Origin of the sequence: Kribbella sp. NPDC003557, from assembly GCF_040610805.1 — a bacterium.
Lineage (GTDB): Bacteria > Actinomycetota > Actinomycetes > Propionibacteriales > Kribbellaceae > Kribbella.
In genome coordinates this window covers 681558-708182 of the sequence record NZ_JBEXMY010000004.1, presented here as the reverse complement: position 1 = coordinate 708182, position 26625 = coordinate 681558, and the positions used below count along the sequence as shown (strand labels likewise).

Annotated in this window: 20 protein-coding genes; 10 read left to right on the top strand and 10 right to left on the bottom strand. The window is 69.2% G+C overall.

Annotated features, from left to right (window positions below; all coding sequences use genetic code 11):
- Positions 1-140 precede the first annotated feature (140 nt).
- The gene (locus ABZW60_RS19745) at positions 141-761 is read left to right on the top strand and encodes a hypothetical protein (RefSeq protein ID WP_355478712.1); all 621 of its coding nucleotides are present in this window, start codon (positions 141-143) and stop codon (positions 759-761) included.
- Here the strand turns inward: ABZW60_RS19745 and ABZW60_RS19740 are convergent.
- Complete coding sequence (locus tag ABZW60_RS19740) at positions 748-1557, bottom strand: inositol monophosphatase family protein (RefSeq protein ID WP_355478710.1); 810 nt, start codon at positions 1555-1557, stop codon at positions 748-750. The genes ABZW60_RS19745 and ABZW60_RS19740 overlap by 14 nt on opposite strands.
- A 108-nt stretch (positions 1558-1665) precedes the next feature.
- On the opposite strand from ABZW60_RS19740, the gene ABZW60_RS19735 reads away from it, so the two are divergent.
- Positions 1666-2391, top strand: a complete 726-nt coding sequence (locus ABZW60_RS19735) for a hypothetical protein (protein ID WP_355478708.1) — start codon at positions 1666-1668, stop codon at positions 2389-2391.
- Here the strand turns inward: ABZW60_RS19735 and ABZW60_RS19730 are convergent, their stop codons facing one another.
- Positions 2392-3366, bottom strand: a complete 975-nt coding sequence (locus tag ABZW60_RS19730) for an L-threonylcarbamoyladenylate synthase (RefSeq protein ID WP_355478707.1) — start codon at positions 3364-3366, stop codon at positions 2392-2394.
- 127 nt (positions 3367-3493) lie between these two features.
- Between ABZW60_RS19730 and aqpZ the strand changes: the two genes are divergently transcribed.
- The gene (gene aqpZ, locus ABZW60_RS19725; RefSeq protein ID WP_355478705.1) at positions 3494-4258 is read left to right on the top strand and encodes an aquaporin Z; all 765 of its coding nucleotides are present in this window, start codon (positions 3494-3496) and stop codon (positions 4256-4258) included.
- A 50-nt stretch (positions 4259-4308) separates the two neighbouring features.
- Here aqpZ and ABZW60_RS19720 read toward each other — a convergent pair whose 3' ends face one another.
- The 6 genes from ABZW60_RS19720 to ABZW60_RS19695 all read right to left on the bottom strand — a co-directional run bounded on the left by ABZW60_RS19720 (position 4309) and on the right by ABZW60_RS19695 (position 11880).
- A complete protein-coding gene (locus ABZW60_RS19720; RefSeq protein WP_355478703.1) occupies positions 4309-6453 on the bottom strand; it encodes a TIM-barrel domain-containing protein in 2145 nt (714 codons plus the stop codon).
- A complete protein-coding gene (locus ABZW60_RS19715; protein ID WP_355478701.1) occupies positions 6454-7530 on the bottom strand; it encodes a glycoside hydrolase family 15 protein in 1077 nt (358 codons plus the stop codon).
- A gap of 131 nt (positions 7531-7661) precedes the next feature.
- Positions 7662-8921: a sugar ABC transporter substrate-binding protein gene (locus ABZW60_RS19710; protein ID WP_355478699.1), complete on the bottom strand. Its 1260-nt coding sequence runs from the start codon at positions 8919-8921 to the stop codon at positions 7662-7664.
- 13 nt (positions 8922-8934) lie between these two features.
- Positions 8935-9738 carry a carbohydrate ABC transporter permease gene (locus ABZW60_RS19705; protein WP_355478697.1) on the bottom strand — a complete coding sequence of 268 codons (804 nt, stop codon included), beginning with the start codon at positions 9736-9738 and terminating at the stop codon, positions 8935-8937.
- Positions 9731-10684: a sugar ABC transporter permease gene (locus tag ABZW60_RS19700; protein WP_355478695.1), complete on the bottom strand. Its 954-nt coding sequence runs from the start codon at positions 10682-10684 to the stop codon at positions 9731-9733. The genes ABZW60_RS19705 and ABZW60_RS19700 overlap by 8 nt, the downstream gene beginning before the upstream one ends.
- Positions 10681-11880, bottom strand: coding sequence for an ROK family protein (locus ABZW60_RS19695; RefSeq protein ID WP_355478693.1), 1200 nt, complete (start codon positions 11878-11880; stop codon positions 10681-10683). Before ABZW60_RS19695 ends, ABZW60_RS19700 begins: the two co-directional genes overlap by 4 nt.
- A gap of 161 nt (positions 11881-12041) precedes the next feature.
- Between ABZW60_RS19695 and ABZW60_RS19690 the strand changes: the two genes are divergently transcribed.
- The 3 genes from ABZW60_RS19690 (at position 12042) to ABZW60_RS19680 (ending at position 19687) form a co-directional block, all read left to right on the top strand.
- Positions 12042-13223, top strand: coding sequence for an ROK family transcriptional regulator (locus ABZW60_RS19690; RefSeq protein WP_355478691.1), 1182 nt, complete (start codon positions 12042-12044; stop codon positions 13221-13223).
- A gap of 75 nt (positions 13224-13298) precedes the next feature.
- Complete coding sequence (locus ABZW60_RS19685; RefSeq protein WP_355478689.1) at positions 13299-16592, top strand: TIM-barrel domain-containing protein; 3294 nt, start codon at positions 13299-13301, stop codon at positions 16590-16592.
- A 362-nt stretch (positions 16593-16954) separates the two neighbouring features.
- Complete coding sequence (locus ABZW60_RS19680; protein ID WP_355478687.1) at positions 16955-19687, top strand: TIM-barrel domain-containing protein; 2733 nt, start codon at positions 16955-16957, stop codon at positions 19685-19687.
- A gap of 12 nt (positions 19688-19699) precedes the next feature.
- Here the strand turns inward: ABZW60_RS19680 and ABZW60_RS19675 are convergent, their stop codons facing one another.
- Positions 19700-20626, bottom strand: coding sequence for a proline dehydrogenase family protein (locus ABZW60_RS19675; RefSeq protein WP_355478686.1), 927 nt, complete (start codon positions 20624-20626; stop codon positions 19700-19702).
- A 115-nt stretch (positions 20627-20741) separates the two neighbouring features.
- Here ABZW60_RS19675 and ABZW60_RS19670 point away from each other — a divergent pair, with 115 nt between their 5' ends.
- Positions 20742-21929, top strand: coding sequence for a helix-turn-helix domain-containing protein (locus tag ABZW60_RS19670; protein WP_355478684.1), 1188 nt, complete (start codon positions 20742-20744; stop codon positions 21927-21929).
- Here the strand turns inward: ABZW60_RS19670 and ABZW60_RS19665 are convergent.
- On the bottom strand, positions 21868-22896 hold the full coding sequence (locus tag ABZW60_RS19665) for a LacI family DNA-binding transcriptional regulator (protein ID WP_355478682.1): 1029 nt from the start codon (positions 22894-22896) through the stop codon (positions 21868-21870). The genes ABZW60_RS19670 and ABZW60_RS19665 overlap by 62 nt on opposite strands.
- Positions 22897-23378: 482 nt before the next feature.
- Here ABZW60_RS19665 and ABZW60_RS19660 point away from each other — a divergent pair, with 482 nt between their 5' ends.
- The 3 genes from ABZW60_RS19660 to ABZW60_RS19650 are packed head-to-tail and all read left to right on the top strand — an operon-like array spanning position 23379 to position 26623.
- Positions 23379-24059 carry an ABC transporter permease subunit gene (locus tag ABZW60_RS19660; protein ID WP_355478680.1) on the top strand — a complete coding sequence of 227 codons (681 nt, stop codon included), beginning with the start codon at positions 23379-23381 and terminating at the stop codon, positions 24057-24059.
- The gene (locus ABZW60_RS19655) at positions 24056-24964 is read left to right on the top strand and encodes a carbohydrate ABC transporter permease (protein WP_355478679.1); all 909 of its coding nucleotides are present in this window, start codon (positions 24056-24058) and stop codon (positions 24962-24964) included. The genes ABZW60_RS19660 and ABZW60_RS19655 overlap by 4 nt, the downstream gene beginning before the upstream one ends.
- Positions 24965-24994: 30 nt before the next feature.
- Positions 24995-26623, top strand: coding sequence for a hypothetical protein (locus ABZW60_RS19650; RefSeq protein ID WP_355478677.1), 1629 nt, complete (start codon positions 24995-24997; stop codon positions 26621-26623).
- The last annotated feature ends 2 nt before the right edge of the window (positions 26624-26625 follow it).

Here is a 26625-nt window from a genome sequence, read left to right as displayed (position 1 = left end):
GCGGTGCCGTTGGGCCCTGCCGCCGCTGACCGCGGGCGAAATCTCGGGACTTCGGACCCTAGCCGGGGGAGGACTCGCGGCGCATTGTGGAGACATGACGTAGTCGGCCGCCCTGGCGTCCGACGGGGGGAGGCTCCGCCATGGGCTCAGGCCGGTTCTCCGACGCCGAGGGGACGGCGGATGCGCGGATGGCGCTCTACCGCTCCGCTTGGTGGGGTTTCTGCGTGGCGTTCATCGTGCTCTGCGTTGCCGCTGCCCTGCTGTTGCTGCCCGTGGACATCGTGTTGCTCGCGGTAGGACTCGCGGCGGCGGCGGGCGCGACGGCCGCGGCGATGTACAGCCGCGACAACACCTGGATCGCCCGCTGGTCGAGGCTGCAGGTGTCCGTCGTGGTGGCGGCGCTCGCGGGCGCGAGCACGATGATTCTCGGCCTGATCGACGTTCTCGGGAACACCGTGCTCTGGCTGGTCCTGCTCCTCGGAGTGAGTTCGCCCCCCGCGGTGCGGTGGTACAGCGGACGAGGGCGAACCCGCCGCGCCACGCTACCGGAGTTGAGCACCGCGGAGCTGTGCCGGCAGTGGCGCGACAGCTACGACGCACTGCGCCGGGCGACGAGCGATGCGCATCGCCTTCGGATCGTCCTGGAACGCCAGCGCTGCCTGGACGAACTCGGCCGCCGCGACCCCGACGGTTTCCAGGCCTGGCTGGCCTCCGCCGCCAGCGCCGCCGGTGACCCCGAACGGTTCCTCAAGAGCCAATAGGTCCACGCAGGCTTTCGATGTGTGGCACGAGGTAACCGAGGATCGCTGTGTGTACTTCGACAGAGGCGCTGATCACGGCGCCGTCGCTGGTGCCGAGCGGGGCGCCGTACAGGTCGGTGACCAGGCAGCCGGCCGCCTCGGCGAGGGCGAGACCGGCGGCGAAGTGGAGGTCATCGCGGAGCTCGCCGTCGGTGACGTACGCCGCGCGCCGGCCGGCCGCGACCCAGGCGACGCCCAGCGTCGAGGAGAGCACGCGCGGTGAGAACTGCGCCCGGAACGCGACATCGGTGACCAGTTGGGCGCTGACCGATGCGGCACCGGTGGGACGGTCGGCATTGATCTCGACGAGTCCGGTCAGGCCGGAAGGTGTCAACGGGTGGTCGTCGCCGGCGCGCCGGACGGACGCGGACATGCCGTCGGTCCAGAACGTTTCCCTGGCGATCGGGTCGGCGGAGGCCGCGGCGATCGTGCGACCACCGTCGAGCAGGGCGACGTTGACGGCCATCAGCGGTGTCGTGGCCGCGAAGTTCAGCGTCCCGCACAGCGGGTCGATCAGCCAGCGACGGGCGGTAGCCGCCGGGCCTGAGCGCCCGAGTTCTTCGCCTTCGCGGGCGTCGTCGGGCCGCCGGGCCGAGAGCACCGCGGTGATCGCCTGCTCGGCATCGAGGTCGGTCTGCGTCGCGAAATCGGTCGCCGACTTCGCGAACCTGAGGTGCTCACGACCGTACGACGCCGCGACGACCGCCGCGCCCGCTTCGGCTGCCTCGATCGCGACGTCCGCATCACTCTGCCCCATGCGCCCGACCCTAGTCGCCGGTCGGCCGAGGGGTGGCGGGTGGGGCATCGGGGTACCAGGATGGCGAGTGCACCGTCGTTGAGAGGTGTGCTTGTCAGGGGAGTCGCCATGGCGCGTCGGCGAGGCACGGTTCATCGAGAAAAACGGTCCGAGCAGGTCATCCAGGTCGGGCTGGACGAACTGTTGTGGCCTGGCGTGAGCACGGTGGATGACAGCGACTGGGACACCGACGAGGACGTCGACGCTGCGCCGGTCGACACTCAGCCGGTCGACATTCAGCCGGTCGACATTCAGCCGGTCGACATTCAGCCGGTCGGCACTCGGCCGGCCGACGCTCAGCCGGCGGAACATCGGCGGGCCGAACCACGGCCGGCGGGTGCGTCCTTCGGCGTCGCGTTCTTCGGCTGGCTGGTTGCCGGCAGCACGTCGGTCCTGCTGATGGCCCTGGTGGGCGGGGTCGGCACGGTGATCGGCTGGGACGAACTCGAGGACTGGTCGAGCGGCTGGCTCTTCGTCGGCCTGTGGGCACTCCTCGTCGTGTCGGTGGCCGTCGGTGCGTTCTCGGGCGGGTACGCCGCCGCGCGCATGGTGCCGACCCACGGCGCCCAGCAGGGCCTGGAGGTCTGGTTGTTCAGCTGGTTCGCGTCCGCCGTCCTGGCCGGGCTGGGCTACCTCGCGGACCGCGAGTACGACGTCGTGGCCCGCATCGACTGGTCGGTGGTCCCGGTCGCCGAGCCCGATCGGCCCCGGGCGGCGCTGATCGCGATCGCGGCGATCCTGCTCGTCACGCTGGTGGGAGCCGTACTCGGCGGCGCCTCCGGCACCCGGAAGTAGTCAGGCCCCGCGGGGACCGGCGGCGCGGCGGAGCCGGTTGGCGATCGCCAGGCCCAGGTCCTTCTCCTGCGGCAGCGAGGCGATGATCAGGTCGCAGCCGCGCTGGTCGAGCTCACGGAGGAATCCGTACAGCTCGCGCGCATACACCTCCGCCGACTCCGGTACGGCGACCACCGCGTGCGCCTTCACGGCGGCGCCGGCCAGCGAGGGCGGGAGGAAGACGCCGACCCGGTGCCCGCGCTCCTGGGCGGACTCGGCCTCGGCGACGACGTCGCCCGGCTCGACGAGGACGACCTTGGCGTTCGGCGCGTAGTGCGAGGGGTGCTGACCCGGCACCCGGATGTGGCTCGTCGCGGGCACCGCGAGCCGGACGCCGAGCACGGCTTCCAGGTCCTCGCGGGTGACTCCGCCGGGGCGCAGGACGGTCGGCGTGTCGCCGCTGACGTCGACGATCGTCGACTCGAGGCCGACCTGGCACGGCCCGCCGTCGAGCACGAAGTCGACGGCGTCGCCGAGCTCGGCACGGACATGATCCGCCGTGGTCGGGCTGACCGAGCCGAACCGGTTCGCCGACGGAGCCGCGATACCGCCGCCGAAGGCCGCCAGCAGCGCGAGCGCGACCGGGTGCGCGGGGACGCGCAGAGCCACCGTCTCCAGACCGCCGGTGACTTCGAGCGGAACCCGGGGACCGCGGCGCAGCACCAGTGTGAGCGGCCCGGGCCAGAAGTGCTCGGCCAGCCGGCGGGCCGTTTCCGGCACCTCCGCGACCCAGTCGCCGAGCTGGTCCGCGGAGCCGAGGTGGACGATCAGCGGGTGCGACGGCGGGCGGCCCTTGGCCTGGAAGATCCGGGCCAGCGCCGCCGGGTCCTCGGCGTTCGCGCCCAGGCCGTACACGGTCTCGGTCGGGACCGCGACCAGGCCCCCGGCGCGCAGCACCGCGGCCGCCTTCTCGATCTCAGCACTTCCTGCGAACACGCCCGCAATCCTCCCACTGCCGCCCGGCCGCGGCTCAATCGACACCGATTTCACTAAATGTCACGACGTGATGGCTTACTGTGACAACAGTGCTTCACTCCATCGGGGGGTCCTCAAGGAGGCAGTCGTGGAATCACCCAGTCCTGCGGCTCGGATCGGCGCGGAATTCCTGGGGACGTTCTGGCTGGTGTTCGGCGGCTGTGGTGCCGCCGTGCTGGCCGGTGTCGTCCTCAGCCCGGACAAGGTGCCGGTCGGCATCGGTTACCTCGGCGTGGCGCTGGCCTTCGGCCTGACCGTGCTGACCATGGCGTTCGCCGTCGGCCACGTGTCCGGCGGTCATTTCAACCCGGCGGTCACGATCGGCCTCGCGGTCGCCCGGCGGATCGAGTGGAAGTGGGTCCCGACGTACATCGCCACCCAGATCGTCGCGGCCGGCGCGGCCGGCGCCGTCCTGCTGGCAGTTGCCAGCGGCAAGGACGGGTTCAGCGCCGTCGAGAGCGGCTTCGCCAGCAACGGCTACGGCGACCGGTCACCGGGCGGCTACTCGTTGCTGGCCTGCCTGATCGTCGAGGTCGTCCTGACCGCCTTCTTCCTGTACGTGATCCTCGGCGCGACCGACGACCGGGCGCCCAAGGGGTTCGCGCCGATCGCCATCGGTCTCGCCCTGACCCTGATCCACCTCGTCGGTATCCCGGTCACGAACCTGTCGGTGAACCCGGCGCGGTCGCTCGGCGTCGCCTGGTTCGCCGGCAGCAGCGCACTCGCCCAGGTCTGGCTGTTCATCGTGGCCCCGATCATCGGCGCTGCGATCGCCGGCACCAGCTACGCCGCCATCACCGGCGCACGCGGGGTCGAGGCCCAGGTGGACGCGGGCGTCGCGAACAACCCGTAGGCGGATGACCCGCCGGCTCCGTGCCTCGGCGAAGGCACGGAGCCGGCGGGTCAGTGCAGGAGGCCGGGCGTCCGGCTGTAGACCGGGATGATGTCGATCGGCACGTCGCGGGTGACCAGTCCACTCTCGACGGGCTCGTCGGTCCAGGCGTCGTACCAGATGCCTTCGGGCAGGTACGTCGTCCAGGTGGTGACTCCCGGCTCGAGGACCGGATTGACCAGGAGCCCGTCACCCAACTGGTACTGGTACGGGTGGTTCCAGATCTCCGGGTCGTCGGCGTGGTCGAAGAACAGCGGCCGGAGCAGCGGCCGGTCGGTGGCGACGGCGCGCGCAGCCTGCGCCGCCAGGTACGGGACGAGTTTCTCCCGGAGGACGGCGTACGCGCGGAAGACCGGGACGACGCGGTCGTCGCCGGTGGTCTCGGCCACGAACCACGGCGTCCGGTCCCGCAGCGGGAGCTGGTGGTGGTTGAACTCCGAGTGGTACTGCATGATCGGCAGGAAGGCCGACGCCGCGGCCGCGCGCAGGTAGAGCTCGGCGTCCGGCACCGGCCCGGAGAACCCGGCCAGGTCCCAGCCCCAGTAGACGATGCCGCACGAGGCCGCGGTCAGACCCGCCGTGATCGACGACCGGAACGCCTCCCAGGTCGAGTCCTCGTCGCCGGCCCAGAAGACACCGTGCGGCTGCGACCCGGTGAAACCCGCGCGGGAGAACGTCACCGGCGCCTTGCCGGCCGACCGCAGCAGGTCGCCGAACGCGCGCGCGTAGTGCACCGGGAAGAGGTTGTTGCCGTCGTCCCCGCGCCGCCCGTCGGCGTACCGCAGGTCGTGGCCCCAGGCGTGCTCGCCGCCGTCGGTCTTGAAGCCGTCGACGTCGAAGTCCTCGACCAGGTACCGGCGCTTCTCGGTCCACCAGTCCCGGGTGCGCTGCACGGACAGGTCGGGCATCAACGCCTTCGGGAACCACCAGCCGCGGTTGTGGTACGCCGAACCGTCGGCCTCCAGCACCGCGTGACCTTCACGCACCATGGCAGCGGCGTCCGCGGCGACCTGGCCGCTGTCGAACTCGCTCTTCTGCAGCGGGATCTGCCACAGGACGACCTTGATGCCGCGCCGGTGCAGCTCGTCGATCATCGCCCGCGGGTCCGGCCAGGCGCCGTCGGCCGGGTAACTGAAGTCCGCGGCCTTGTGGGCGCTGCCGTCCGGTGTGACGTCGTACTGCGCGTCGCGCCAGATGGTGATGCCTTCCTCGTCGCTCCACGCCTCGATCACCACGGTCCCGACCGGGATGTCCAGGTCGCGGTGCGTGTCCATCCGGGCCATCACCAGGTCCTGGGTGTTCCACTCGTTGCCGGAGGCCCACAGGCGGAACACCCAGTCGGGCAGCTCCTCCGCGCGGCCCACCTCGTCCAGGAAGGCCGACAGCACCTCGGTCGGGGAGCCTTCGTAGATTCCCAGGTCGACGACGGGCTCGTCGCCCAGCGCGACTTCCACGGTGAGGCCGGTGTCGTCGGACGAGAACCAGGTACGGCGTGAGGTGCGCACGTGGAAGCCCCAGCCGCCGTTGACCACATGTGCGAACGGCATCGGCAGATACGTGCGGCCGTGGACGCCTTGTGCCTTGTACTGCTCGAACACGACGGCGTCCAGCTGCTGCCCGCGCTGATCCAGCCGGTCGTAGCGCTCACCGAAACCGACCAGATGATCCGACGGCTGCAACGGCAGGCGGAACCGCGCACGATGCACGCCCTCGGCCGACACCAGCCATGCCACGTCGTGCACGCGATCACCCCCGCCCCGCACCTCGCCGCCCCGGGGCAACCACTCGGCCGGCGCCACGTCGAACCACGCAGTCGTCTCAGCATCGTCAGCCGTCTGGGCGTGGAAGCGGTAGCGGACCGGCTCCGTGAGCGGAGGAGTGACGACAGACCAGCTGTCGTCGGAGCCCAGGGACTTCGCCTGGGCTTCGCTCAGGTGACCTTCACCGCCCGCGAGCGCGGCGGCGTCGGACGCGGTCGCCTGGGTCGGTGTCAGCTCCAGCGTTGCCGAGCCCCACTCGCAGACGACCGATGTGACGTCGGGCGAGGCGACGACGCCGAGGCGGACCGGCTCGCCGGCGAGCGGGAGGACCGGGACGCGCTGGTCCGGGGAGCTGGCGTACGGGTGCTCGATGCCGTGCGGGCGATGCGTGATCATTCAGGCCTTCTTCGTGATGCCGAGTTCGTCGGCGAGGATCAGGTACATGCCGTGCGACCACAGCAGGGGAGTGGCGACGGTGCCCCAGCGAGCGATCCACTCGTCGCGCGACCCGGGGTGCAGCAGGTGGTGCGGGACCTGCTCGGGCAGGTCGCCGGCCGGCGTCGCCTGGTCGGCGATCCAGCGCAGCAGCCGCCACGCCCCGGCCGTGTCGCCCGCGACGGCGAGGTTCCAGCCGAGCAGTGCGGACAGCAGGATCCACTGCCCGCCGCCGTAGAACACGTCGGCGGTGAACCGGTGTACGCCGCCGTCGGCGTCGAGGTCCCGCGCGACCGCCGCGAGCGTCGCGGCGCCGGCGTCCCCGGAAGCGAGCCCGAACGGTACGACGCACGCGGGCAGCGAGCCGTCGACCGCCGCCGTGCCCAGCCACTTGGTCAGATGCCCGTCATGCATGCCTTCGGCAACGACCAGCGAACGGATGCGCCCGGCGACGTCCAGTACGTCGATCCGCGTGTGCGGCGCGATCGCGACCAGGCCGCCGTGGATCGCGCCGAGCGTCGACACATGCCGCTGCTCGACGTGCTCCTCCCACCAGTCGTAACACGGCCGGTCCCAGAACGGGACCAGGTAGTCGACGGCGACGTCGATCCCGTCACGCCACCGCTCGAGGTCGAGTCCGTGCCGGTCCGCGTGCGTGACGACGGACCACAGCCACGTCCCGTACCCGTCGGTCTGGAAATCCCACCACGGGTCCGATCCGTCCTTGCCGTCGAACGTGAAGCGCGTCGGCAGCATCGCCGAGTCCGGGGGAGTGTCGCCGCGGGCGACGGCCGCGCGCAGGTCGTCCACCTGCGCGCGCCGGCTCCGCAGTACACGGTCGACCCAGTCGTGGAAGCGATCCGCCGAGTTGACGTCGCCGTACCGCGAGATCCCCTCCGCGGTGAACGACCCGTCCCGCAACCACGCGTACCCCTGGTACGCCGAGAAGGTGGGCGCAGCCGGATACGCCCCACCGACATCTTGGTACTTAGTGATGACCGCGTGGCTGTACTCGGCCAGCGCTTGCAAGCGCGCCACGTCGCCCACGGCAAACCCACGCCCGGTGCCGGGCACTTCGCCGACCTCCCCCGCCCCCGAGCGAAGCGAGGGGGCGGATTCTCTTACCCCCGCCCCCGAGCGAAGCGAGGGGGTCGGTTCTTCTGTGCCTTTCACTTCTTCAGCAGACCGTTCACCTTGGACTGGGCGTCGGCGAGTGCCTTCTCGACCGTCTTCCGGCCGGCGGCGGCCGAGCTCAGTTCCTGGGTGACCGCGTCCTGCATCTCCTGCTGGCGCTCGATCACCGGCGGCAGGACCGGCTGCTCCAGCGCGGTGAAGACCGCTTCGCGGTTGGCCGGCTTCGGCTGGTCGAGGTACGTCTTGAGCTTGCTCTCGTCGGCGACCGGCGGCAGCTCCCAGGACGACGCGAGCCGGGTCTTCGTGGTCTCGTCCGACGAGGACAGGTAGGTGATCCACTTCTGCGCCGCGGCCGCGTTCTTCGAGGCGGCGTTCACCACCAGCCCGTTGGCGAACATCGCCGACGCCTTCGTGGTGTTGCCGGGCTCGACGACGACGTCCCAGTCGAACTTCGCGCCGTCCAGTGCCGAGAACATCCAGATCCCGGTGTGCCACATCGCGAGCTTCCCGGACTTGAACAGCTTGGAGTCGAAGTCCGGCGTACCGGCGCCGTCGGCCTCGGTCGGCATCGTCTTGCCCACCTTGCCGACCAGGAACTTGGCCGCCTCGACACCCTGCGGCGAGTTGAACGTGGCTTCGGTCCGGTCGGCGTTCAGGAACTCACCGCCGTTCTGCGCGAGCACCTTGTAGAACTCGTTGTACGACACCGGCTGGTAGTCGCCCCAGGTCTTGGTCGCCTTGTTCGTCAGCTTCGCGGCCGCGGCCTGCTCGTCCTTCCAGGTCCAGTCGGCTGTGGGTTCGGCGACGCCGGCCTGCTTGAACAGTGTCTTGTTGTAGAACAGCACGACGTTCGAGAACGACTCGGGCACGCCGTACTGCTTGCCGCCGTTGTTGAACGCGTCGTACAGCGTCTTCTTGTAGACCGACGAGTCCACGTCCTTCAGCTCGGCCAGCGAGCCGTTCGTCGCGTACGTCACGAAGTTCTCGTAGTTCAGCTCGAACGCGTCCGCCGCGGTGCCACCAGCGACCGCGGTCTGGAGCTTGGTGAAGTAGTCGGCGTACGGCACGGTCTCGACCTGGACCGTGATGTTCGGGTTCGCCGCCTGGAAGGCGTTGACGATCGCGGTCAGGTCCTTCTCGTGCCCGTCGTTCGACGAGAAGTTCATGTAGCGCACGACCGACTTGCCGTCCGGTGCGGCGGCCTGCTTGGTCGCGGATCCCTGCCCGCAGGCGGTCAGCGCGAGCGCGGCCGTCAGGCTCAGTGCGGAGACGGCGGCGAACTTGAGTAGGCGCATGGGGTGTTTCCTCTCACTTGATACCGGTGTGTGCGACACCGGCGATGATGTGGCGCTGCGCGAGCAGGTAGACGAGGGCGATCGGCACGATCGAGACGACGGAGCCCGCCATCACGACGTCCCACTGGGTGGTGAACTGGCCCTGCAGGGTGGACAGGCCGAGCGGCAGGGTCATGAACTCCGGCGACCGGATCACCACCAACGGCCAGAGGAAGCTGTTCCAGCTGCCCATGAAGGCGAACACCGCGACCGTCGCGAGTGCCGGCCGGATCAGCGGCAGCACGATCGTGGTGAAGATCCGCAGGTGCCCGGCGCCGTCGATGGTGGCGGCCTCGTCCAGTTCGGCCGGTACGGCGGTGACGGCCTGCCGGAGCAGGAACACGCCGAACGCGGACGCGATCGTCGGGGCCAGCAGCGCGAAGTACGTGTCCTGCAGGTTCAGCGTCTTCATCTCGATGAACAGCGGGACGACGAGCACCTGCAGCGGCACCATCAGCGTGGCCAGGTAGCAGCCGAAGATCACGTTCTTCAGCGGGAAGTGCAGGCGCGCGAACCCGTAGGCCGCCATCGACCCGGTGATCAGCTGGAGCACGGTGGAGGCGATCGCGATCAGCAGCGAGTTCACCAGGATCCGCCAGATCGGCATCGCGTCCAGCAGCGTGCGATACGCGTCCAGGGTCGGGTTGTGGACGATCAGCTTCGGTCCGTCGGCGAGCGAGCCTTCCGGGGTGATCGAGGTGATCACGGTCCACAGGAACGGGAAGAGCATGATCACCGCGCCGGCCACGACCGCGGCGTACAGCCAGAACCTACGCATAGTGCACCCACTTCCGCTGGCCGCGGATCTGGACCACTGTGATCACCAGGATCACCGCGAACAGGATCCAGGACAGTGCGGACGCCTCACCGGCGCGTCCGTACCGGAACGTGAGGTCGTAGATCTGCCCGACCACGACCTGGCTGCTGCCGGACGGACCGCCGCCGGTCATCACGAACACCTGGTCGAACACCTGGAAGCCGTTGATCAGCGAGATGACCACGACGAAGAACGTCGACGGGGACAGCAGCGGCAGCGTGATCCGCCAGAACCGTTGCCAGTTGTTCGCGCCGTCGACCAGCGCGGCCTCGTAGACGTCGGACGGGATCGACTGCAGGCCGGCGAGCAGGATCACCATCACGAACCCGAGGTCCTTCCAGGCCGACGACAGGATCACCGCGGGCAGCGCCCACTGCGGGTCGGTCCACCAGCCCGGACCCGGTACGCCGAAGAAGCCGAGCACCTCGTTGACGAGACCGTTCGCGGGGTTGAGCAGCCACTTCCACACCAGCGCGACGACGACCCAGCTCGTCACCACCGGCAGGAAGTACGTCGCCCGCAGGAACGCCCGTGCCTTGAGCCGCTGGTTCAGCACCAGGGCGAGCCCGAGCCCACCGGCGTATACGAGCGGCAGGTAGCCGGCGACGTAGATCAGCGTGTGCAGGAAGACGCGGCGCGTCATCGGGTCGGTCAGCAGGTTGGCGTAGTTGTCCAGGCCGACCCACTGCATCGGCGAGATCAGGTTCCACTTGTGCAGGCTCACCCACAGGCTGGACACCATCGGCACCAGCGTGAAGGCCAGCAGCGGGATCGCGCTGGGCAGCAGGAAGAACAGGGCCCAGCCCAGCTTCTTCCAGCCGCCCGGACGCCGGTTTCGTCCCGGACGGACCGGGGGAGGCGACTGCCGCGGCTGTTTGCGGCGCTCGGTGAGTGTCGGCGTACTCATGACGCTCCCAGCCGGGCGCGCACCAGACGGCTCTGCTCGCCGCCGTTGCCTGCCGAGTCGAAGGGCGAGGCCAGGACGAGCGAGGCCGCGCCGCGCGCCCACTGGTCCTCCGTCCACGGCTCGACCAGCACGGGCACGCCTTTGCGGGCCGGCAGCAACGATCGCCGGAACGACGGCTCGAAGCCGGGCTGCCAGAACTCCCATCCGTCCACTCCTTCACCCAGCAGGACGACGACCTCCGGGTCGACGGTGTGGATCACGCCGGCCAGCGCGCGGCCGAGCAGGTCGCCCGCGTCGGCGTACACCGCCTGCGCCGCTTCGTCCCCGGCCGCGGCCGCGCGCAACAGACCGGCGAGCGTGCCGCGCGGTCCCAGCGCGCCCCGGCCGCGCGCGGTCCGGACCAGTCCGTCCGCGCCGATGTACGCCTCCAGGCAGCCGGTCGAGCCGCAGGTGCACAGCGGCTGGTCGTCGGTGCCGGCCCAGACCGGGATGTGCCCGATCTCGCCGGCGCCGCCGTTGGCGCCGCGATAGATGCCGCCGTCGACGACCATCCCGCACCCGATGCCGCGGCCGATCGTGACCACCAGGTACGACGAGTGCTCGCGGCCGATCCCGTACAGCCGCTCGGCCGCGGCGAGCGTGTTCACGTCGTTGTCGACCAGCACCGGCGTACCGACGGCCTGCCGCAGCAGCGGCCCGACCTGCGCGGCGCGCCAGCCGAGCGTCGGCGCGTCGACGATCCCGGAGGCCTGCGAGTCGACCGAGCCGGGGACGCCGACACCGACGCCGAACAGCTGGTCGTCGAGGCCGGCGACCTCCTGGGTCAGGATCCGGCCGAGCCGGTCGATGGCGTCGTCGGCGCGCGGGTCGAAGTCGTGCGAGCTGGACGATCGCACGCTCCCGTCCAGCTCGACCGTGACCACAGCCACGTGGTCGGCGGTGACCTTCGCGCCGAGCGCGACGCCGGTCCGGCTGACCAGCCCGAGCAGTCGCGCCGGCCGGCCCCCGTTGGACGGCACCGACTCCAGCTCCTCGACGACGCCGCGGGCGATCAGGTCCTTCGTCACCTGGGTCACCGTGGCCGGGCTCAGCCCCAGATTGCGCGCGATCGCGGTCCGCGACGTGGGGCCGCGGGTGCCGAGCATCGCCACGATGCCGGACGGCACCAGATCGCCGCGGGGACTCTGACCGGTCACACTCGCCTACTTCCTTCAGCACTAAATTTAGTCAGAAACTAAGCAGGACTGCTCAGAACTGTCAAGAGGTCGAGGTCTTGACCGCCCGTGATCGCCGGGGATACGTTCCGGGGCACTTGCTTCGGTGACCTTAGGAAGTGTCGGATCGAGGGAGGGGTGCGATGCAGCCGGTGCGCGTGGGCAGCAAGGAGTTGATCCGCGAGATCAACTCCTCGCTCGTGCTCGCCGAGCTGCGGACCGGCCTGGTCTCGCGCACCGACCTGGCCAGGCGCACCGGCCTCAGCCTGCCGACCGTCTCCGAGATCGTCGCGGACCTGATCGCCCGCGGCGTCGTCGAGGAACGCGAGACCGCGGTCTCCGGCGGCGGGCGCAAACCGGTGCTGCTCGCGCTGAAGGCGGACGCCGGGTTCGTGATCGGGATCAAGGTCACCGAGACCCAGGTGATCGCGGTCCGCACCGACCTGAACGCCTCCATCGTCGACCGAGCGACCGCCGCCGTCCCGGCCGACGACGTGCGGACGGTCGTCCGGGTCATCACCCGGGTGGTGCGCAAGCTGCGCCCGGAGGACGGCCCGCTGTACGGCGTCGGCGTCGGGCTGGCCGGTGTGATCGACCGGGCCAGCGGCGTGGTGCGGCATGCGACGTACGCGGACTGGCGGGACGTGGATCTTGCCGGTCTGCTGGAGCAGCGGCTCGGACTGCCGGTGGTCGTGGACAACGACGTCAACACCCTGGTCGCGAACGAGCAGTGGTTCGGCGCGGGACGCGGCGTGGCCGACATGGCCGTGGTCAGTATCGGCCGCGGTATCGGGCTCGGCATGGTGCTGGACGGCCGGCTCTACCGGGGCGCCGCCGGGGGCGCGGGGGAGTTCGGTCACCTGAAGGTTGCCGACGGCCCCGAGTGTGCCTGCGGCGGCCGCGGCTGTCTGGAGGCAGTCATCGGCGGGCCCGCGCTCCTGACCCGCACCGGGCGGCCGACGCTCGAGGACGCCGCCGCGGCCGCGCGCGACGGTGACCGGACCGCGCGCGCCGTGTTCGACGAGGCCGGCCGGATCCTGGGCACGGCCGTCGGCAATCTGGTCAACCTGCTGAATCCGAAGCTGATCGTCCTCGCCGGCGAGGGCACCCGGGCCGGTGAGCTGATCCTGCCCGGATTCGGCGACGCCTTGCGTGCGGCCGTGTTCGACGGACTCCAGCAGGAGCTGGAGATCGTCGTCGACGACTGGGACGACGAGGCCTGGGCCCGCGGTGCCGCGGGCCTGTTCCTGGGCGAGCTCTTCCAGCCGAACCTGCGACCGGACGAGGCCGGCCGCCCCTCCCTGACCGCCCGCTCCGCGGGCTAGTCATCCCGGCCGCTCCGCCGGCCGGTCACCCCCGCACGCTTCGACGAAGTGAGGCAGTCGATGAGTCATGCCGTCATGTCCAAGAACAGATGGATCGCCGGGCTCCTGGTGCTCGCGGCGGTGCTCTTCCAGTTCACTCCCACCCCCGCCTGGGCGGGAACGCTGACCGGCGTCTTCCACGCGCCGTACGGCGCCGACGAGCTCTACAACAGTCAACCGACCGAGCGCACACCCCGCGATCCGATGGCCGGCCAGGCCGTCGAGATCAAGGCGACCACCTGGCCGGTCTCGTCCGGTCAGACGGTCTGGATCACCTGGACGAAGAACGGCGTGAACCAGACGCCGATCGGTGCGGCGTTCGACTACAACAGCGGGAACAACACGTACTGGAAGCTGAACCTCGGAACGTTCAACCGTGGCGACCAGATCACCTACACGGTGAACGCCGACGTCGACGGCGCCAACCAGAAGACGACCGGCCCGTTCTCGTTCGCGGTCACGTCGTTCAGCGGTGCGGGCAACGTCACCGGCTTCGTGAACAACGGCACCAGCGTGGACGTGACCACCACCGACACGGCCGGCAGCTTCACGCCGAAGATCCGCTTCGCGTTCCCGGGCGCCGACCGGTTCCATGTCCAGGTGGCCCCCAAGGGCACGGGCCTGAACATCTCCGGCAGTGCGTCGTACACCGTGACCGACACCGCGTCGACGCTGCAGCTCGCCACCACGAACGTGGTGGTCAAGATCCAGAAGACGCCGTACCGCGTGGCCGTCTACAAGGGTGACGGGACGACCCTGATCGCGCGGCAGTACGACCCGGCGACGTTTCGCAACACCGGCTGGGCGAGCGACGGCGGCAACAGCGTCACCAAGGTCGAGGACCACTGGCTGACGCCCGCGGGGGAGCGGTTCGAAGGCCTCGGTGAGCGGTACGACGCGCTCGACCAGCGCGGCAAGGACGTGCACAACTACGTCTACAACCAGTACCAGGACCAGGGCCCGACACACCGGACCTACCTGAGCGTGCCGTTCTTCACGAACTCGGCCGGCTACGGCATCTACGTGCCCAGTACGCGGTACTCGATCTTCAACCTGGGCACGTACCTGAGCGACATGGCCGGCTTCACGATCGACACCGGCGGCGCCGCGAACTCGACCGCGGACTACTACTTCTTCACCGGCACCCGGGCGCAGATCCTCGACCAGTACACCGCGACCACGGCCCGGCCGAAGCTGCCGCCGAAGTGGGCGTTCGGCCTGTGGGGTTCCGCGAACGAGTGGAACACGCAGGCGGAGGTCAGCGCCGAGCTGGTGAACATGACCTCGAACAGCATCCCGCACACCGCGATGGTGCTCGAGCAATGGAGTGACGAGGCAACCTTCTACCTGTGGCACGGGGCGACGTACACCCCGAAGGCCGGGAGCCAGGCGCTCACGTACGCAGACCTGACGTTCCCGGCCGGTGGCGAGTGGACCGACCCGAAGGCGATGGTCACCGCGGCGCACAACCAGGGCGTGAAGATGGTGCTCTGGCAGATCCCGGTGCTCAAGCAAGACTTCGACACGAACCCGTCGACGCCGCCGCAGCAGCACGTCAACGACCGGGACTACGCGGTGTCCCAGGGGTACGTGCTCGGGGACGGCGCCGGCGGTCCGTACCGGATCCCGGCCGGGCAGTGGTTCGGCAACAGCACGGTGCCGGACTTCACCAGCACCGCCGCGAGCAACTGGTGGATGAGCAAGCGCGCCTACCTGTTCGACGACATCGGGATCGACGGGCTGAAGACCGACGGCAGCGAGGCCGTGTTCGGGCGGAACGTGACGAGCGCGAGCGGTCGCAAGGGCGACGAGCTGCACAACGCCTACCCGAACGAGTACACCCGGGCGTACAAGGACCTGGTCGAGTCGAAGACCGGCGGCCAGGGCACGCTGTTCAGCCGCGGCGGTACGGCGGGTGCGCAGGCGAACTCGATCTTCTGGGCGGGCGACCAGGCGTCGACGTTCGACGCGTTCCAGCAGGCCGTCCGGGCCGGTCAGAGCGCCGGCCAGTCCGGTGTCCCGTTCTGGTCGTGGGACCTGGCCGGGTTCACCGGGTCGTTCCCGAGCAGTGAGCTGTACCTGCGGTCGGCGGCGCAGGCCACGTTCGCGCCGATCATGCAGTACCACTCGGAGAAGTCGAGCCCGAGCCCGTCGGAGGCGCGGACGCCCTGGAACGTGCAGGCACGGACCGGTGACACCAGCGTGATCCCGACGTTCCGCAAGTTCGCCAACACCCGGATGAACCTCATCCCGTACCTGTACACCGAGGCAAAGAACTCCTCGGCGACGGGGCTGCCGATGATGCAGGCGATGAGTGTGGCGTTCCCCGGCGACACGACGGCCGCAGCGCAGGACCAGCAGTACATGTTCGGCCGGCAGTTGCTGGTGGCACCGATCACCACACAGGGCGCGACCAGCAAGAACGTGTACCTGCCGGCCGGGGAGTGGTACGACTTCTGGAACGGCGGGCGGGCCCAGGGCGCAGGCACGAAGGTGTACGGCGCGGGCACCGGCACGATTCCCGTGTACGCCAAGGCCGGGGCAATCGTCCCGCTGAACCTGAACGCGAACTACGAGCTCGGCGGCACGATCGGGAACAGTGTCGACAGCTACACGAATCTGACGTTCCGCGTGTATCCGTCCGGCACGTCGAGCTACGGCTACTTCGAGGACTCGGCGAACCAGACCCGGACGATCACGTCGACCGAGAACTTCGCCGGTCACCAGGTCACGGTCAGCGTGCCGCCGCTGGGTACGAAGAGCACGCTGCAGGTGGCGTCGTCCAAGCCGTCGAGCGTGACGAAGGACGGGGTGACGATGACGGCGCACGCCACGCTGGGCGCGCTGCAGTCGGCGAGCGAGGGGTGGTACTGGGATCCGGTGCAGCAGCTGACGTTGGTCAAGACGGCCTCGAGCGCGTCGACTCGGTCCGTGGTGCTGAACGGGGTCGACAAGGCGGCGTACGAGGCCGAGTTCGGTACGAGCACCGGCACGACGACGAACACGGACCACGCCGGTTACACCGGGACCGGGTTCGTCGACGGTTTCGAGACAGCCGGTGACGCGGTCTCGGTGGACACCCAGGCTGACGTGGCCGGATCCCACGTCCTGAAGTTCCGCTACTCCAACGGAGCAGCCACCGCGGCAAGCCGCACGATCCAGGTAGACGGTGTGACCGTCGGCACCTTGAACCTCCCGTCCACCGGCAACTGGGACACCTGGTCCACAGCAACCCTGACCACCACCCTCACCGCCGGCAAACACACGCTGAAGACGATCTACGCCACCGGCGGCATCAACCTCGACAACGTGGCGGTGACCAGACCATGAAGAACCAAAGAAGAACCGCCCCCTCGCTCCGCTCGGGGGCGGGGAGGACAAGAAGCCTCGCCGAGGCCGCACAAGGTCTGGCGCGCCACGCTCTCGAGCGAACGCTGAAGCACCGCAGACCCGACCAAGCCGCGGAGCGCCGTGGGTCTGGGCGTGCCGTGGAGCTCCGTGGGTTCGGGCAAGCCGCGGAGCGGTGTGGGTTTGGGCTGGCTGCCGAGCGGCGTGGGGTTGTGTGGAGGTCTCGGGTGGCTCGGGTGGTGGTGTTGCTTCTGTTGTTGCCGGCGTTGGTTGTGCTGCCTGTGCAGACAGCGCAGGCTGCTGTTCAGCGGGTGCAGTTCAGTGCTGGGGGCAACTATTTGGTGGTGGAGTTTCTGGACGATGATCTGGTGCACTTCGAGATGGGCGCCGGCGCCGGGCCGGGGACCGGCTCGCCGATCTTCACGACCACCCAGATCGCGAAGACGAACTACCCCGGGCCTACCAGCCTTACCCAGGCGGGTGGTGTGTTGACTACGCCGGGGATCAAGGTCGATGTGAACCAGACAACCCTGTGCGCGACCGTGTACGACACCACTCGCGTGCCGCAGTTGGTGCTCAACACGACCTGTCCGCGCAACCTGAGCCAGGCCTGGAAGGGGCTAAGTTTCACCAAGTCCTCGATGCAGAACGCGTACGGGCTGGGTGAGCAGTTCTTCCTGGGTGGCAGCGCCGACGGTGACTGGGTCGGTCGGCAGCGCACACCGGGCGGGACCTACGGCAACGCGATGGTCTACGACACCGACAACGGCCCGGTCGCCAACGCGCAGATCCCGGTGCTGTTCGCGGTCGGTGCGAACAACGCGAACTACGGCATGTTCGTCGACCAGGTCTACAAGCAGCAGTGGGACCTGACGGGCGATCCGTGGACGATGGACACCTGGGGCGACCAGCTCCGGTGGTACGTGATGTCCGGCCCGGACCTCCCCGATCTGCGGAAGGACTACCTCGAGCTGACCGGCCGTCCGCCGGTGCCGCCGAAGAAGGCGTTCGGCCTGTGGATGTCGGAGTACGGCTACGACAACTGGAACGAGATCGACACCACCCTGGCCGGGCTCCGCGCGAACAAGTTCCCCACCGACGGCCTGATGCTCGACGTGAACTGGTTCGGCGGCGTCACGGCCGGCTCGGACAACACCCGGATGGGCACGCTCGAGTGGGACCCGGTCAACTTCCCGAACCCGGCGGCCAAGCTCGCGGCGTACCAGAACACCAACGGCGTCGGCGTGATGACGATCGAGGAGTCGTACGTCGGGAAGAACCTGCCGGAGCACTCCTCGCTGGCGACCGCGGGCTACCTGATCCGCGCGGGATGCTCCACCTGCAGCCCGGCGTACCTGACCGGCAACGACTGGTGGGGCCGCGGCGGCATGATCGACTGGACCCAGCCGGCCGCGAGCACGTACTGGCACAACACCCAACGCCAGCCGCTGGTCAACGACGGCGTGGTCGGGCACTGGCTCGACCTCGGCGAGCCGGAGATGTACGACGCGAACGACTGGACCGCGGGCCTGCTCGCCGGCAAACACGCACACGCCGACTACCACAACCTCTACAACCTCGAATGGGCCCGCGGCATCGCCAAGGGCTATGCGGACAACGGCGTCCAGCAACGCCCGTTCATGCTCGCCCGGTCGGCCGCCGGCGGCATGCAGCGGACCGGCGCCGCGCTGTGGTCGGGAGACATCGGCTCGAAGCTGACCGCGCTCGCGTCCCAGCAGAACGTCCAGATGCAGATGTCGATGTCGGGGATCGACTACTTCGGCTCCGACATCGGCGGGTTCCGGCGGGAGATGCTGAACTCCGACCTGAACGAGCTCTATACCCAGTGGTTCGCCAACTCGGCGTGGTTCGACGTGCCGATCCGTCCGCACACCGAGAACCTGTGCAACTGCGCCGAGACCTCGCCGGACTCGATCGGCGACGTGCCGAGCAACCTGGCGAACCTGCGCCAGCGGTACGAGCTCACCCCGTACTACTACTCGCTCGCGCACAAGGCCTACACCACCGGCGACCCGCTGATGCCGCCGCTGGTCTACCAGTACCAGAACGACCCGAATGTCCGGGAGATCGGCCACGAGAAGCTGATCGGCAAGGACCTGCTGGTCGGGGTCGTTGCCGGCACCAACCAACGGCAGCGTGACGTCTACCTGCCGGCCGGCACCTGGTTCGACTACTACACCAACACCAAGACCGTCAGCACCGGTCAGACACTCACGAACGTCCCGCTCTGGCGGAACGGGAAGTTCCAGCTCCCGGCATACGCGCGGGCCGGCGCGATCATCCCGAAGATGACTGTCGACGACCAGACGATGAACGTCCTGGGCAAACGCGCCGACGGGACCACCCGCAACGAGCTGGTCGCGCGGGTCTATGCGGACAGTACGGCGTCGTCGTTCACGCTGGCCGAGGACGACGCGACGACGGTCGGGTACCAGACCGGCGCCAAGCGGACGACCGACCTGACCCAGCAGCTGTCGGGCAGCACGGCGACCATCGGGATCGCGGCGTCCTCCGGCACCTACACGGGAGCGCCGTCCGCCCGGTCGAACGTCGTCGAGCTGGTCGCCGACACCCAGGCGTCCGCGGTGACGCTGAACGGCAGCGCCCTGACGCAGTACGCGAACAAGGCGGCCTTCGACGCCGCGAGCAGCGGCTGGTACAACGCCGGCGGCAACCTGGTCGTGGCCAAGTCGGCGTCGCTCTCGGTCGGTTCGGCCAAGACCTTCGCCTTCACGCTCGGGCAGGCGGTCGTCTCGAAGACCTTCAGCTGCGCGAACGGCACGACGACCTCCGGTCAGTCGGTGTACGTGGTCGGCAGCGTGCCGCAGCTCGGCGGCTGGTCGGTGGCGAGTGCGGTGAAGTTGTCGCCGACCGCCTACCCGACGTGGACCGGCACGATCAGCAACCTGCCGCCGAACACGACGGTCGAGTGGAAGTGCGTCAAACGCCAGGAGGCGAACTACCCGGCGACCGCCGACCAGTGGGGCCCGGACCCGAACATCTCGTTCACGACACCGGCCACCGGCAGCGGCGGCACGACGAACGGAGGCTTCTGACCTACCCCTGACCTATTTCGTCACGAGCGAACGAAGCAGGAACCCGACGTTGGCGGGCCGTTCCGCGAGGCGGCGCATGAAGTAGCCGTACCAGTCGTCGCCGTACGGGACGTAGATCCGCATCCGCGAGCCCTGGGAGCGCAACTGCTCCTGGGTGCTCGGCCGGATGCCGTAGAGCATCTGGAACTCGAAGTCGTCCGGTCCCTTGCCGTGCCGGCTCGCGAGCCGTTGGGCGGCGTCGATCATCCGCGGGTCGTGGCTGGCGACCATCGGGTACCCGAGTCCGCCCATCAGGATGCCGAGGCAGCGTTCGTACGCGGCGTCGACGTCGCTCTTGGCGGCGTGGGCGACGGACTTCGGCTCGGCGTACGCGCCCTTGACCAGCCGGATCCGCGACCCCGCGCCGGCCAGGTCGCGGCAATCGGCCTCGGTGCGGTACAGCATGGCCTGCAGCGCGACGCCGACCCACGGGTGGTCCTTGCGCAGGTCGGCGAGCACACCGAGGGTCGAGTCGACCGTGGTGTGGTCCTCCATGTCGAGGGTGACCGTCATGCCGGCGCCGGCCGCGGCCGCGCAGATCGCGTGGGCGTTGTCGGCGGCCAGCTCCTCGCCGCCGCCGGGCAGCGCCTGGCCCATCGCCGACAGCTTGAGCGACGCCTCGGCGCCGGCCGCGAGACCATGCTCGTCGAGTAGCGCGATCAGCTGGAGATAACCGTCCCGGGCGGCCTCGGCCTGCGCTCGGTCGAGGGTGTCCTCGCCCAGCCGGTCGAGGGTGACGGCGAAACCGCCGGTGGTCAGCCGGCGGGTGGCCTCCACGGCCGAGTCGGCGTCGTCGCCGGCGATGAAGCGGGTCACGACCCGGCGGGTGACGCGGGACCTGGTGACCATGGCCCGGACGCGGGGGCTCCGGGAGGCGGCGAGCAGAGCGGTACCGAGCATGGGTGGCTCCTTCGAGGTCAGATGACGGCACTGTAAGGAGCCCGGCCCGCCCGAAGCCTCATCCAGTTGGCAGGAAGCTGGAGCAGATCTTCATACAGATGTCTAAACTGCCGTCATGGACCTCGACGAGCTGGTCGGTGCGATCTCGGACGTCTTCGGGACCCCGGCGGTCCTCGAGGACCGCGACTTCAACCTGGTCGCGTACAACACGCAGCCCAACGAGATCGACGCGGTCCGGGCCGGTTCGATCCTGCGGCGCCGGTCGACCGCTGAGGTGCGGAGCTGGTTCGAGCAGTTCGGTATCGCCGGCGCGACCGGCCCGGTCCGGACGCCCGCCGAGCCGAGCCTCGGTATCCTGCCCCGGCTGTGCCTGCCGGTGCGGTGGAACGGTGTGACCTACGGGTACTTCTGGCTCCTCGACCCCGAGGCCGGACTCGGGACGGCGCAGCAGCTCGAGGCGGCTGCCGCTGTCGCGCGGGAAGCGGGTGCCGTGCTCGCTCAGCGGGCCCGTGGCGGTCGCGACGCCTCGTTGCTGCTGACGAACCTGCTGGCGCCCGACGACGAGGTGTCGCAGCGGGCAGCGGACGAGCTCGACGGCCGCGGGCTGATTCGGCGTACGGCGACGGTCGTGGTCGTCCACACGGAGCAGCCGCCGGGCGAGCCGCGGGAGGTGATCCCGCTGAATCTCTGGTCGCTGCCGCGGCACGTGATCGCGCTGTCCGGCGAGGGATTCACGACGTTGCTGCTCGACCTCGGCGTCGACCGGTCGTCGCGGATCGACCAGGCGATCGACCGGCTCCGGCAGCTGCATGCCCAGCGGCTGGGAGAGCAGGCCGCGAGCCGGTTGCTGGTAGGTGTGGGGGATCCGCAGCGCGGGCTCGCCCCGGTCCGGACCAGCCATGAACAGGCACGCCGTGCCGTGCAGATCCTGGCCGCGGTTCCGGGTTCAGGTGTGGTGGCGCGCTGGTCGGAGCTCGGTGTGCGGCGGCTGGTTTCGTGCGGTCCGCAGGCCGCGCTGGTGGACGCCGTCATGGATCCGCGGGCGCGACGGCTCATCGCGGAGGGCGGCGAGCTGGTGCGGACGGCTCAGGTGTTTCTCGACAAGGCCGGGAACGTGCAGGAGCTGGCTGCCGAGCTGGCGATCCACCGTCAGACGGCGTACTACCGGTTGCGGCGGATCGAAGCCGTGACCGGCTTCGACCTGCGGCGTGGTGAAGATCGGCTGGTCCTGCATCTTGCCCTCACGATGGCGCCCCTGCTGGGGGACGGGATGGCGGACGGGCCGTCGACTCGCGATAGATGAGGTGGTTGATCGTCTGGGTGGTCGGCTCCGGGATCGGCTCGCCGCGGATCTCGGCGACCAGGCGGTGGATCGCGGCCCGGCCCTGCGCCTCGCGGTCGACGGCGACGGTCGACAGTGACGGCGTGGCGAACCGGCCGATCTCCTCGTCGTCCCACCCGAACACGCTGAGGTCGCCGGGCACGTTCCAGCCGCGCGAGAGGGCGCCGCGGATGACGCCCATGGCAACGACGTCGTTGGCCGCGACGACGGCGGTCACCCCGCAGTCGGCCGGCAGGCCGGTGATCGCGTCGAAACCGGACTGCGCCGACCAGTCGCCGTCGACGGCTCCGACCGAGCGCAGGCCGAGCTGCTCGATCGTCTCCAGGTAGACGCTCTTGCGGTTGCGGGCCGAGGCGAAGTTCTGGTCGCCGGCGACGTGCAGGAAGGTCCGGTGTCCCAGCGAGACCAGGTACTCGACGATGTCGCGGATCTCGGTGGCGTCGGCGAGCTCGGCCAGGCCGTGCAGCTTGTCGTCGTACGAACCGCTGACGACGATCGGCACCCGGTTCGACTGCTTGCCCCTGAGGCTGATCGGGGACAGGGCCAGGATGCCTTCCACCTGTCCGGAGCGCGCCAGCTCGTCGATGCGGACCGACCGCTCCTGCGATCCGCCCTCGACGCTGACGATCTCGACCTGGTACCCCGCCTCGTGCGCGGTCCGCGAGGCCGCGGCGAGCAGCCGGCCGGGGAAGTGGGCGCCGGACGCGAGCACGATCGCGAGCCGGTTGGTGTGCCGGGTGCGCATCGACCGGGCGACCAGGTTGGGGCGGTAGTCGAGGGCCTTGACCGCGTACTCGACCTTGATCCTGGTCTTCGGCTTCAGGCTGTCCTTGTCCTGCAGGTACCGCGACACCGTCGTGTGCGACACCCCGGCCAGGCTGGCCACCTGGTGGATGGTCGCCGGCCGTTTGGGCGCCGGGTCCGCCACGTTCCCCTCCTCGTGCCAGGCCGTCTCAGGCCGGGCAGCTTATCACCAGCGCCCGTCCGAATAGCGCGGCGAGGCCTTGACACCAAAAGTGGGCTGCGGTTAGCTACCGGCTCAGAAGTGGATCGATCACTTTTTATTCGAGTGGCGAAGGAGTGCCTGTGGCTGAAGCTGACACTGCTTCTCGGGTGCGTGATCCAGTCCGTGATCCAGCGTCTGTGGACGCGGATTCCGGGGCTCGCGCCACGGGTCGCGCGCGGTCCGTGCTGTCCCGGCTGAGACGCGATTATCCCGTGCTTCTACTGGCGATACCGGGCCTTCTCGTCCTGCTGGCGTTCCAGTACTACCCGCTCTGGGGCAATATCATCGCCTTCCAGGACTATCAGCCGTTCTTGGGAACGGCGAAGAGTCTGTGGTCCGGATTCGAGAATTTCTCCGTCATTTTCAATGGTGATCCGGAATTCCTCAACGCGGTCCGGAACACATTGATTCTGACCCTGATCCAGACCGTGATCGTGTTTCCGGCGCCGATCGTGGTGGCGCTCGTCCTGCACAGCCTGCTGTCGAACAAGCTCCGCCAGATCGTGCAGACGATCATCTACCTGCCGCACTTCATGTCCTGGGTGATCGTGGTCGCGGTGTTCCAGCAGGTGCTGGGCGGGACCGGGATGATCAACAACTGGCTGCGCGGCCACGGCTACGACCCGATCCACGTGATCGGGAACGTCGAGGCGTTCCGGGCGCTGCTGACCTCGCAGGTCCTCTGGAAGGACACCGGCTGGGCGACGATCCTGTTCCTCGCCGTGCTGTCCCAGATCGACCGCGCGCTCTACGAGGCCTCGGCGGTGGACGGCGCCGGACGGTGGCGGCAGACCTGGCACGTCACGCTGCCCGGGCTGAAGCCGATCATCATCCTGCTGCTGATCCTCAAGCTCGGCGACTCGCTGACGGTCGGCTTCGAGCAGATCGTGCTGCAGCAGCAGGCGGTCGGCGTCGATGCCAGTGAAGTGCTCGACACCTACGTCTACAACAACGGCATTCTCGGCGGGAACTGGGGAGTGGCGGCCGCGGTCGGCCTGGTGAAGAGCGCCGTCGCACTCGCCCTGGTGCTGTCCGCCAACAAGATCGCCCACCGCTTCGGCGAGGAAGGGGTCTATCGCGGATGAGGACCAAATCGGCGCCCACGATGGTCGGCGGTATGCCGCTGCCGGGCCGGACCGAACGCATCGTCAAAGCGGTCTTCCTGACGATCATCTGCGCGGTCGTGGTGTTCCCGTTCATCGGCGTGATCTCCACGAGCCTCGCACCGGCGGAGGAAGTGACCAAGGCCGGCGGGTTCGTCCTCTTCCCGACGCACGGACTCGACTTCACGGCGTACCGCTCGATCCTTTCCGGCGGCACCGTCACGCAGGCCCTTCTGGTGAGCGGCTTCGTGACAGCGGTCGGTACGGCGCTCGCGCTGGTGCTCACGTGCACGCTCGGATGGGCGCTGAGCCGCCGCGGCACCATCGGCAACAGGCCGCTGCTGCTGCTCGTGCTGATCAGTCTGCTGTTCAACCCGGGACTGATCCCGTCGTACCTCGTCGTCCAGCAGTTCGGACTGCTCGACAGCCTGTGGGCCGTGATCGTGCCGGTCAGCGTGAGTGCGTTCAACGTCATCGTCGTCCGCGCGTTCTTCGTCGGGCTGCCCGCGGAGATCATCGACGCCGCCCGGATCGACGGCGCCTCCGAATGGAAGCTGTTCCGGCACATCGGCCTGCCGCTGTCCAAGGCGGTGGTCGCGGTGGTCGGGCTGTTCTACGGCGTCGGCTACTGGAACAGCTTCTTCAACGCGCTGCTCTACCTGAACGACAGCAGCAAGTGGCCGCTGCAGCTGGTGCTGCGCACGTACGTCGTCAACGGCGTCGAGATCGGCGGCCAGGACCTCGGGCTGGCGGGCGAGGCGGTCCCGCCGCAGACCTCGATCCAGATGGCGATCCTGATGATCTCGATCGTCCCGGTCCTCTGCGTCTACCCGTTCATCCAGCGCCACTTCGCCAAGGGCGTCCTCACCGGCGCCGTCAAGGGCTGACCCGAAAAGACTTGAGAGGTAGGTATGTCCATGAGTGTCTACGATGCACGGCCGCTGGGGCGCCGGGCGGTCCTCGCCGGCGGGGCGGCGCTGGGCCTGGCCGGTGCGGTCGGCTGCTCGAACGACGGCCGCGGGACGTCGGGTGCGGGGAACGACGAGGCGGCGCGGTCGAAGATCCGGCCGGCGTACGAGCGGTACACCGGGGTCAAGCCCGACCTGGCCGGCGCCGAGTACAACATCCCGGACGCGTTCACCAAGTACCCGGCCGATCCGGTGCGCGCGATCGACGCCGCGCCCGGCGACGGCAAGCCGATCACCGTGACGACGTACACGAACACGCCGATCCCGCCGAAGCTCGAGCAGAACACCTTCTGGCAGGAGTTCAACAAGCGGGTCGGATCCCCGGTGCAGGTGAACCTGACGCCGTCGGTGGACTACGACAAGAAGTTCGCCACCGCGGTGGCCGGCGACCAGCTGGGTGACCTGTTCGTGGTCGGCGCGATCGCGCAGACGCCGCAGATGCTGGCCGCGAAGGCCGTGGACCTGACGCCGCACCTGTCCGGCGACAACATCAAGAAGTACCCGTTCCTGGCGAACCTGCCCGAGGTGGCGTGGAACTCGGGCATCTTCGACGGCAAGATCTACGGCGTCCCGATCCCGCGCGGCGCGATCAGCTCGCAGGTGATGTACAGCCGCGGCGACATCCTGGCCGCCGAGGGGCTGCAGGCCGGGGTGAAGAGCGCCGACGAGTTCGTCGAGCTCTGCAAGGGCCTGACGAACAAGAAGCTGAACCGTTTCGCGCTGGCCTCCGCGCCGACGCAGTTCGTCCGGAACATGTTCGAGATCCCGAACACCTGGAGCAAGGACGGCGACAAGCTGGTCAGCAACCTCGAGCACCCTGCGCACGAGGAGGTGTTCGGCATCCTGCAGAAGCTCTGGAAGTCGGGCTACATCCACCCGGACGCCTACGCCGGGCAGAACCAGGACCTGAAGACCCGGTTCTCGAACGGCTCCAGCCCGCTCGTCCAGGACACGTTCAGCGGCTGGCCGACGTACCTGCAGATGATGACCGACCCGAAGGCCGAGATCGCGATCATCGCGCCGCCGAAGCACGACGGCTCCGGCCAGGGCAAGACCTGGCTGGGCGCGCCGGCGATCGGTGTCACCGCGATCAGCAAGAAGGCCGAGGGCCGGGTCGAGACACTGCTGGCCTACCTGAACTTCCTGGCGGCGCCGTTCGGCACGCAGGAGTACCTGTTCCGCAAGTTCGGTCTGGCCGGCGTGCACCACACGATGGCGAACGGCAGCCCGGTGCTGAACGCGAAGGGCTTCAGCGAGACCCAGCTCGGCCTGATGTACCAGGCCGACGCGCCCTGGACGATCTTCCTGCCCGGCAAGGAGGGCAGTGCCGAGAACCAGTTCAACGCGATGAAGTCGGTGTGCCCGACAGCGCTCGCCAACCCGGCGGCCGGCGTGTACTCCGAAACCAGCAACCGCAAGAACAAGCAGCTCAACGACGCGATCAACCAGGTCACCGACGACATCGTGCAGGGCCGCAAGCCCGTGTCGGCGTGGGCCACCGCGGTGAAGAAGTGGAAGAGCGACGGCGGGGACAAGATCGCCGACGAGCTCGCCCAGGCTCTGAAAGCGTCGCGCTGAGC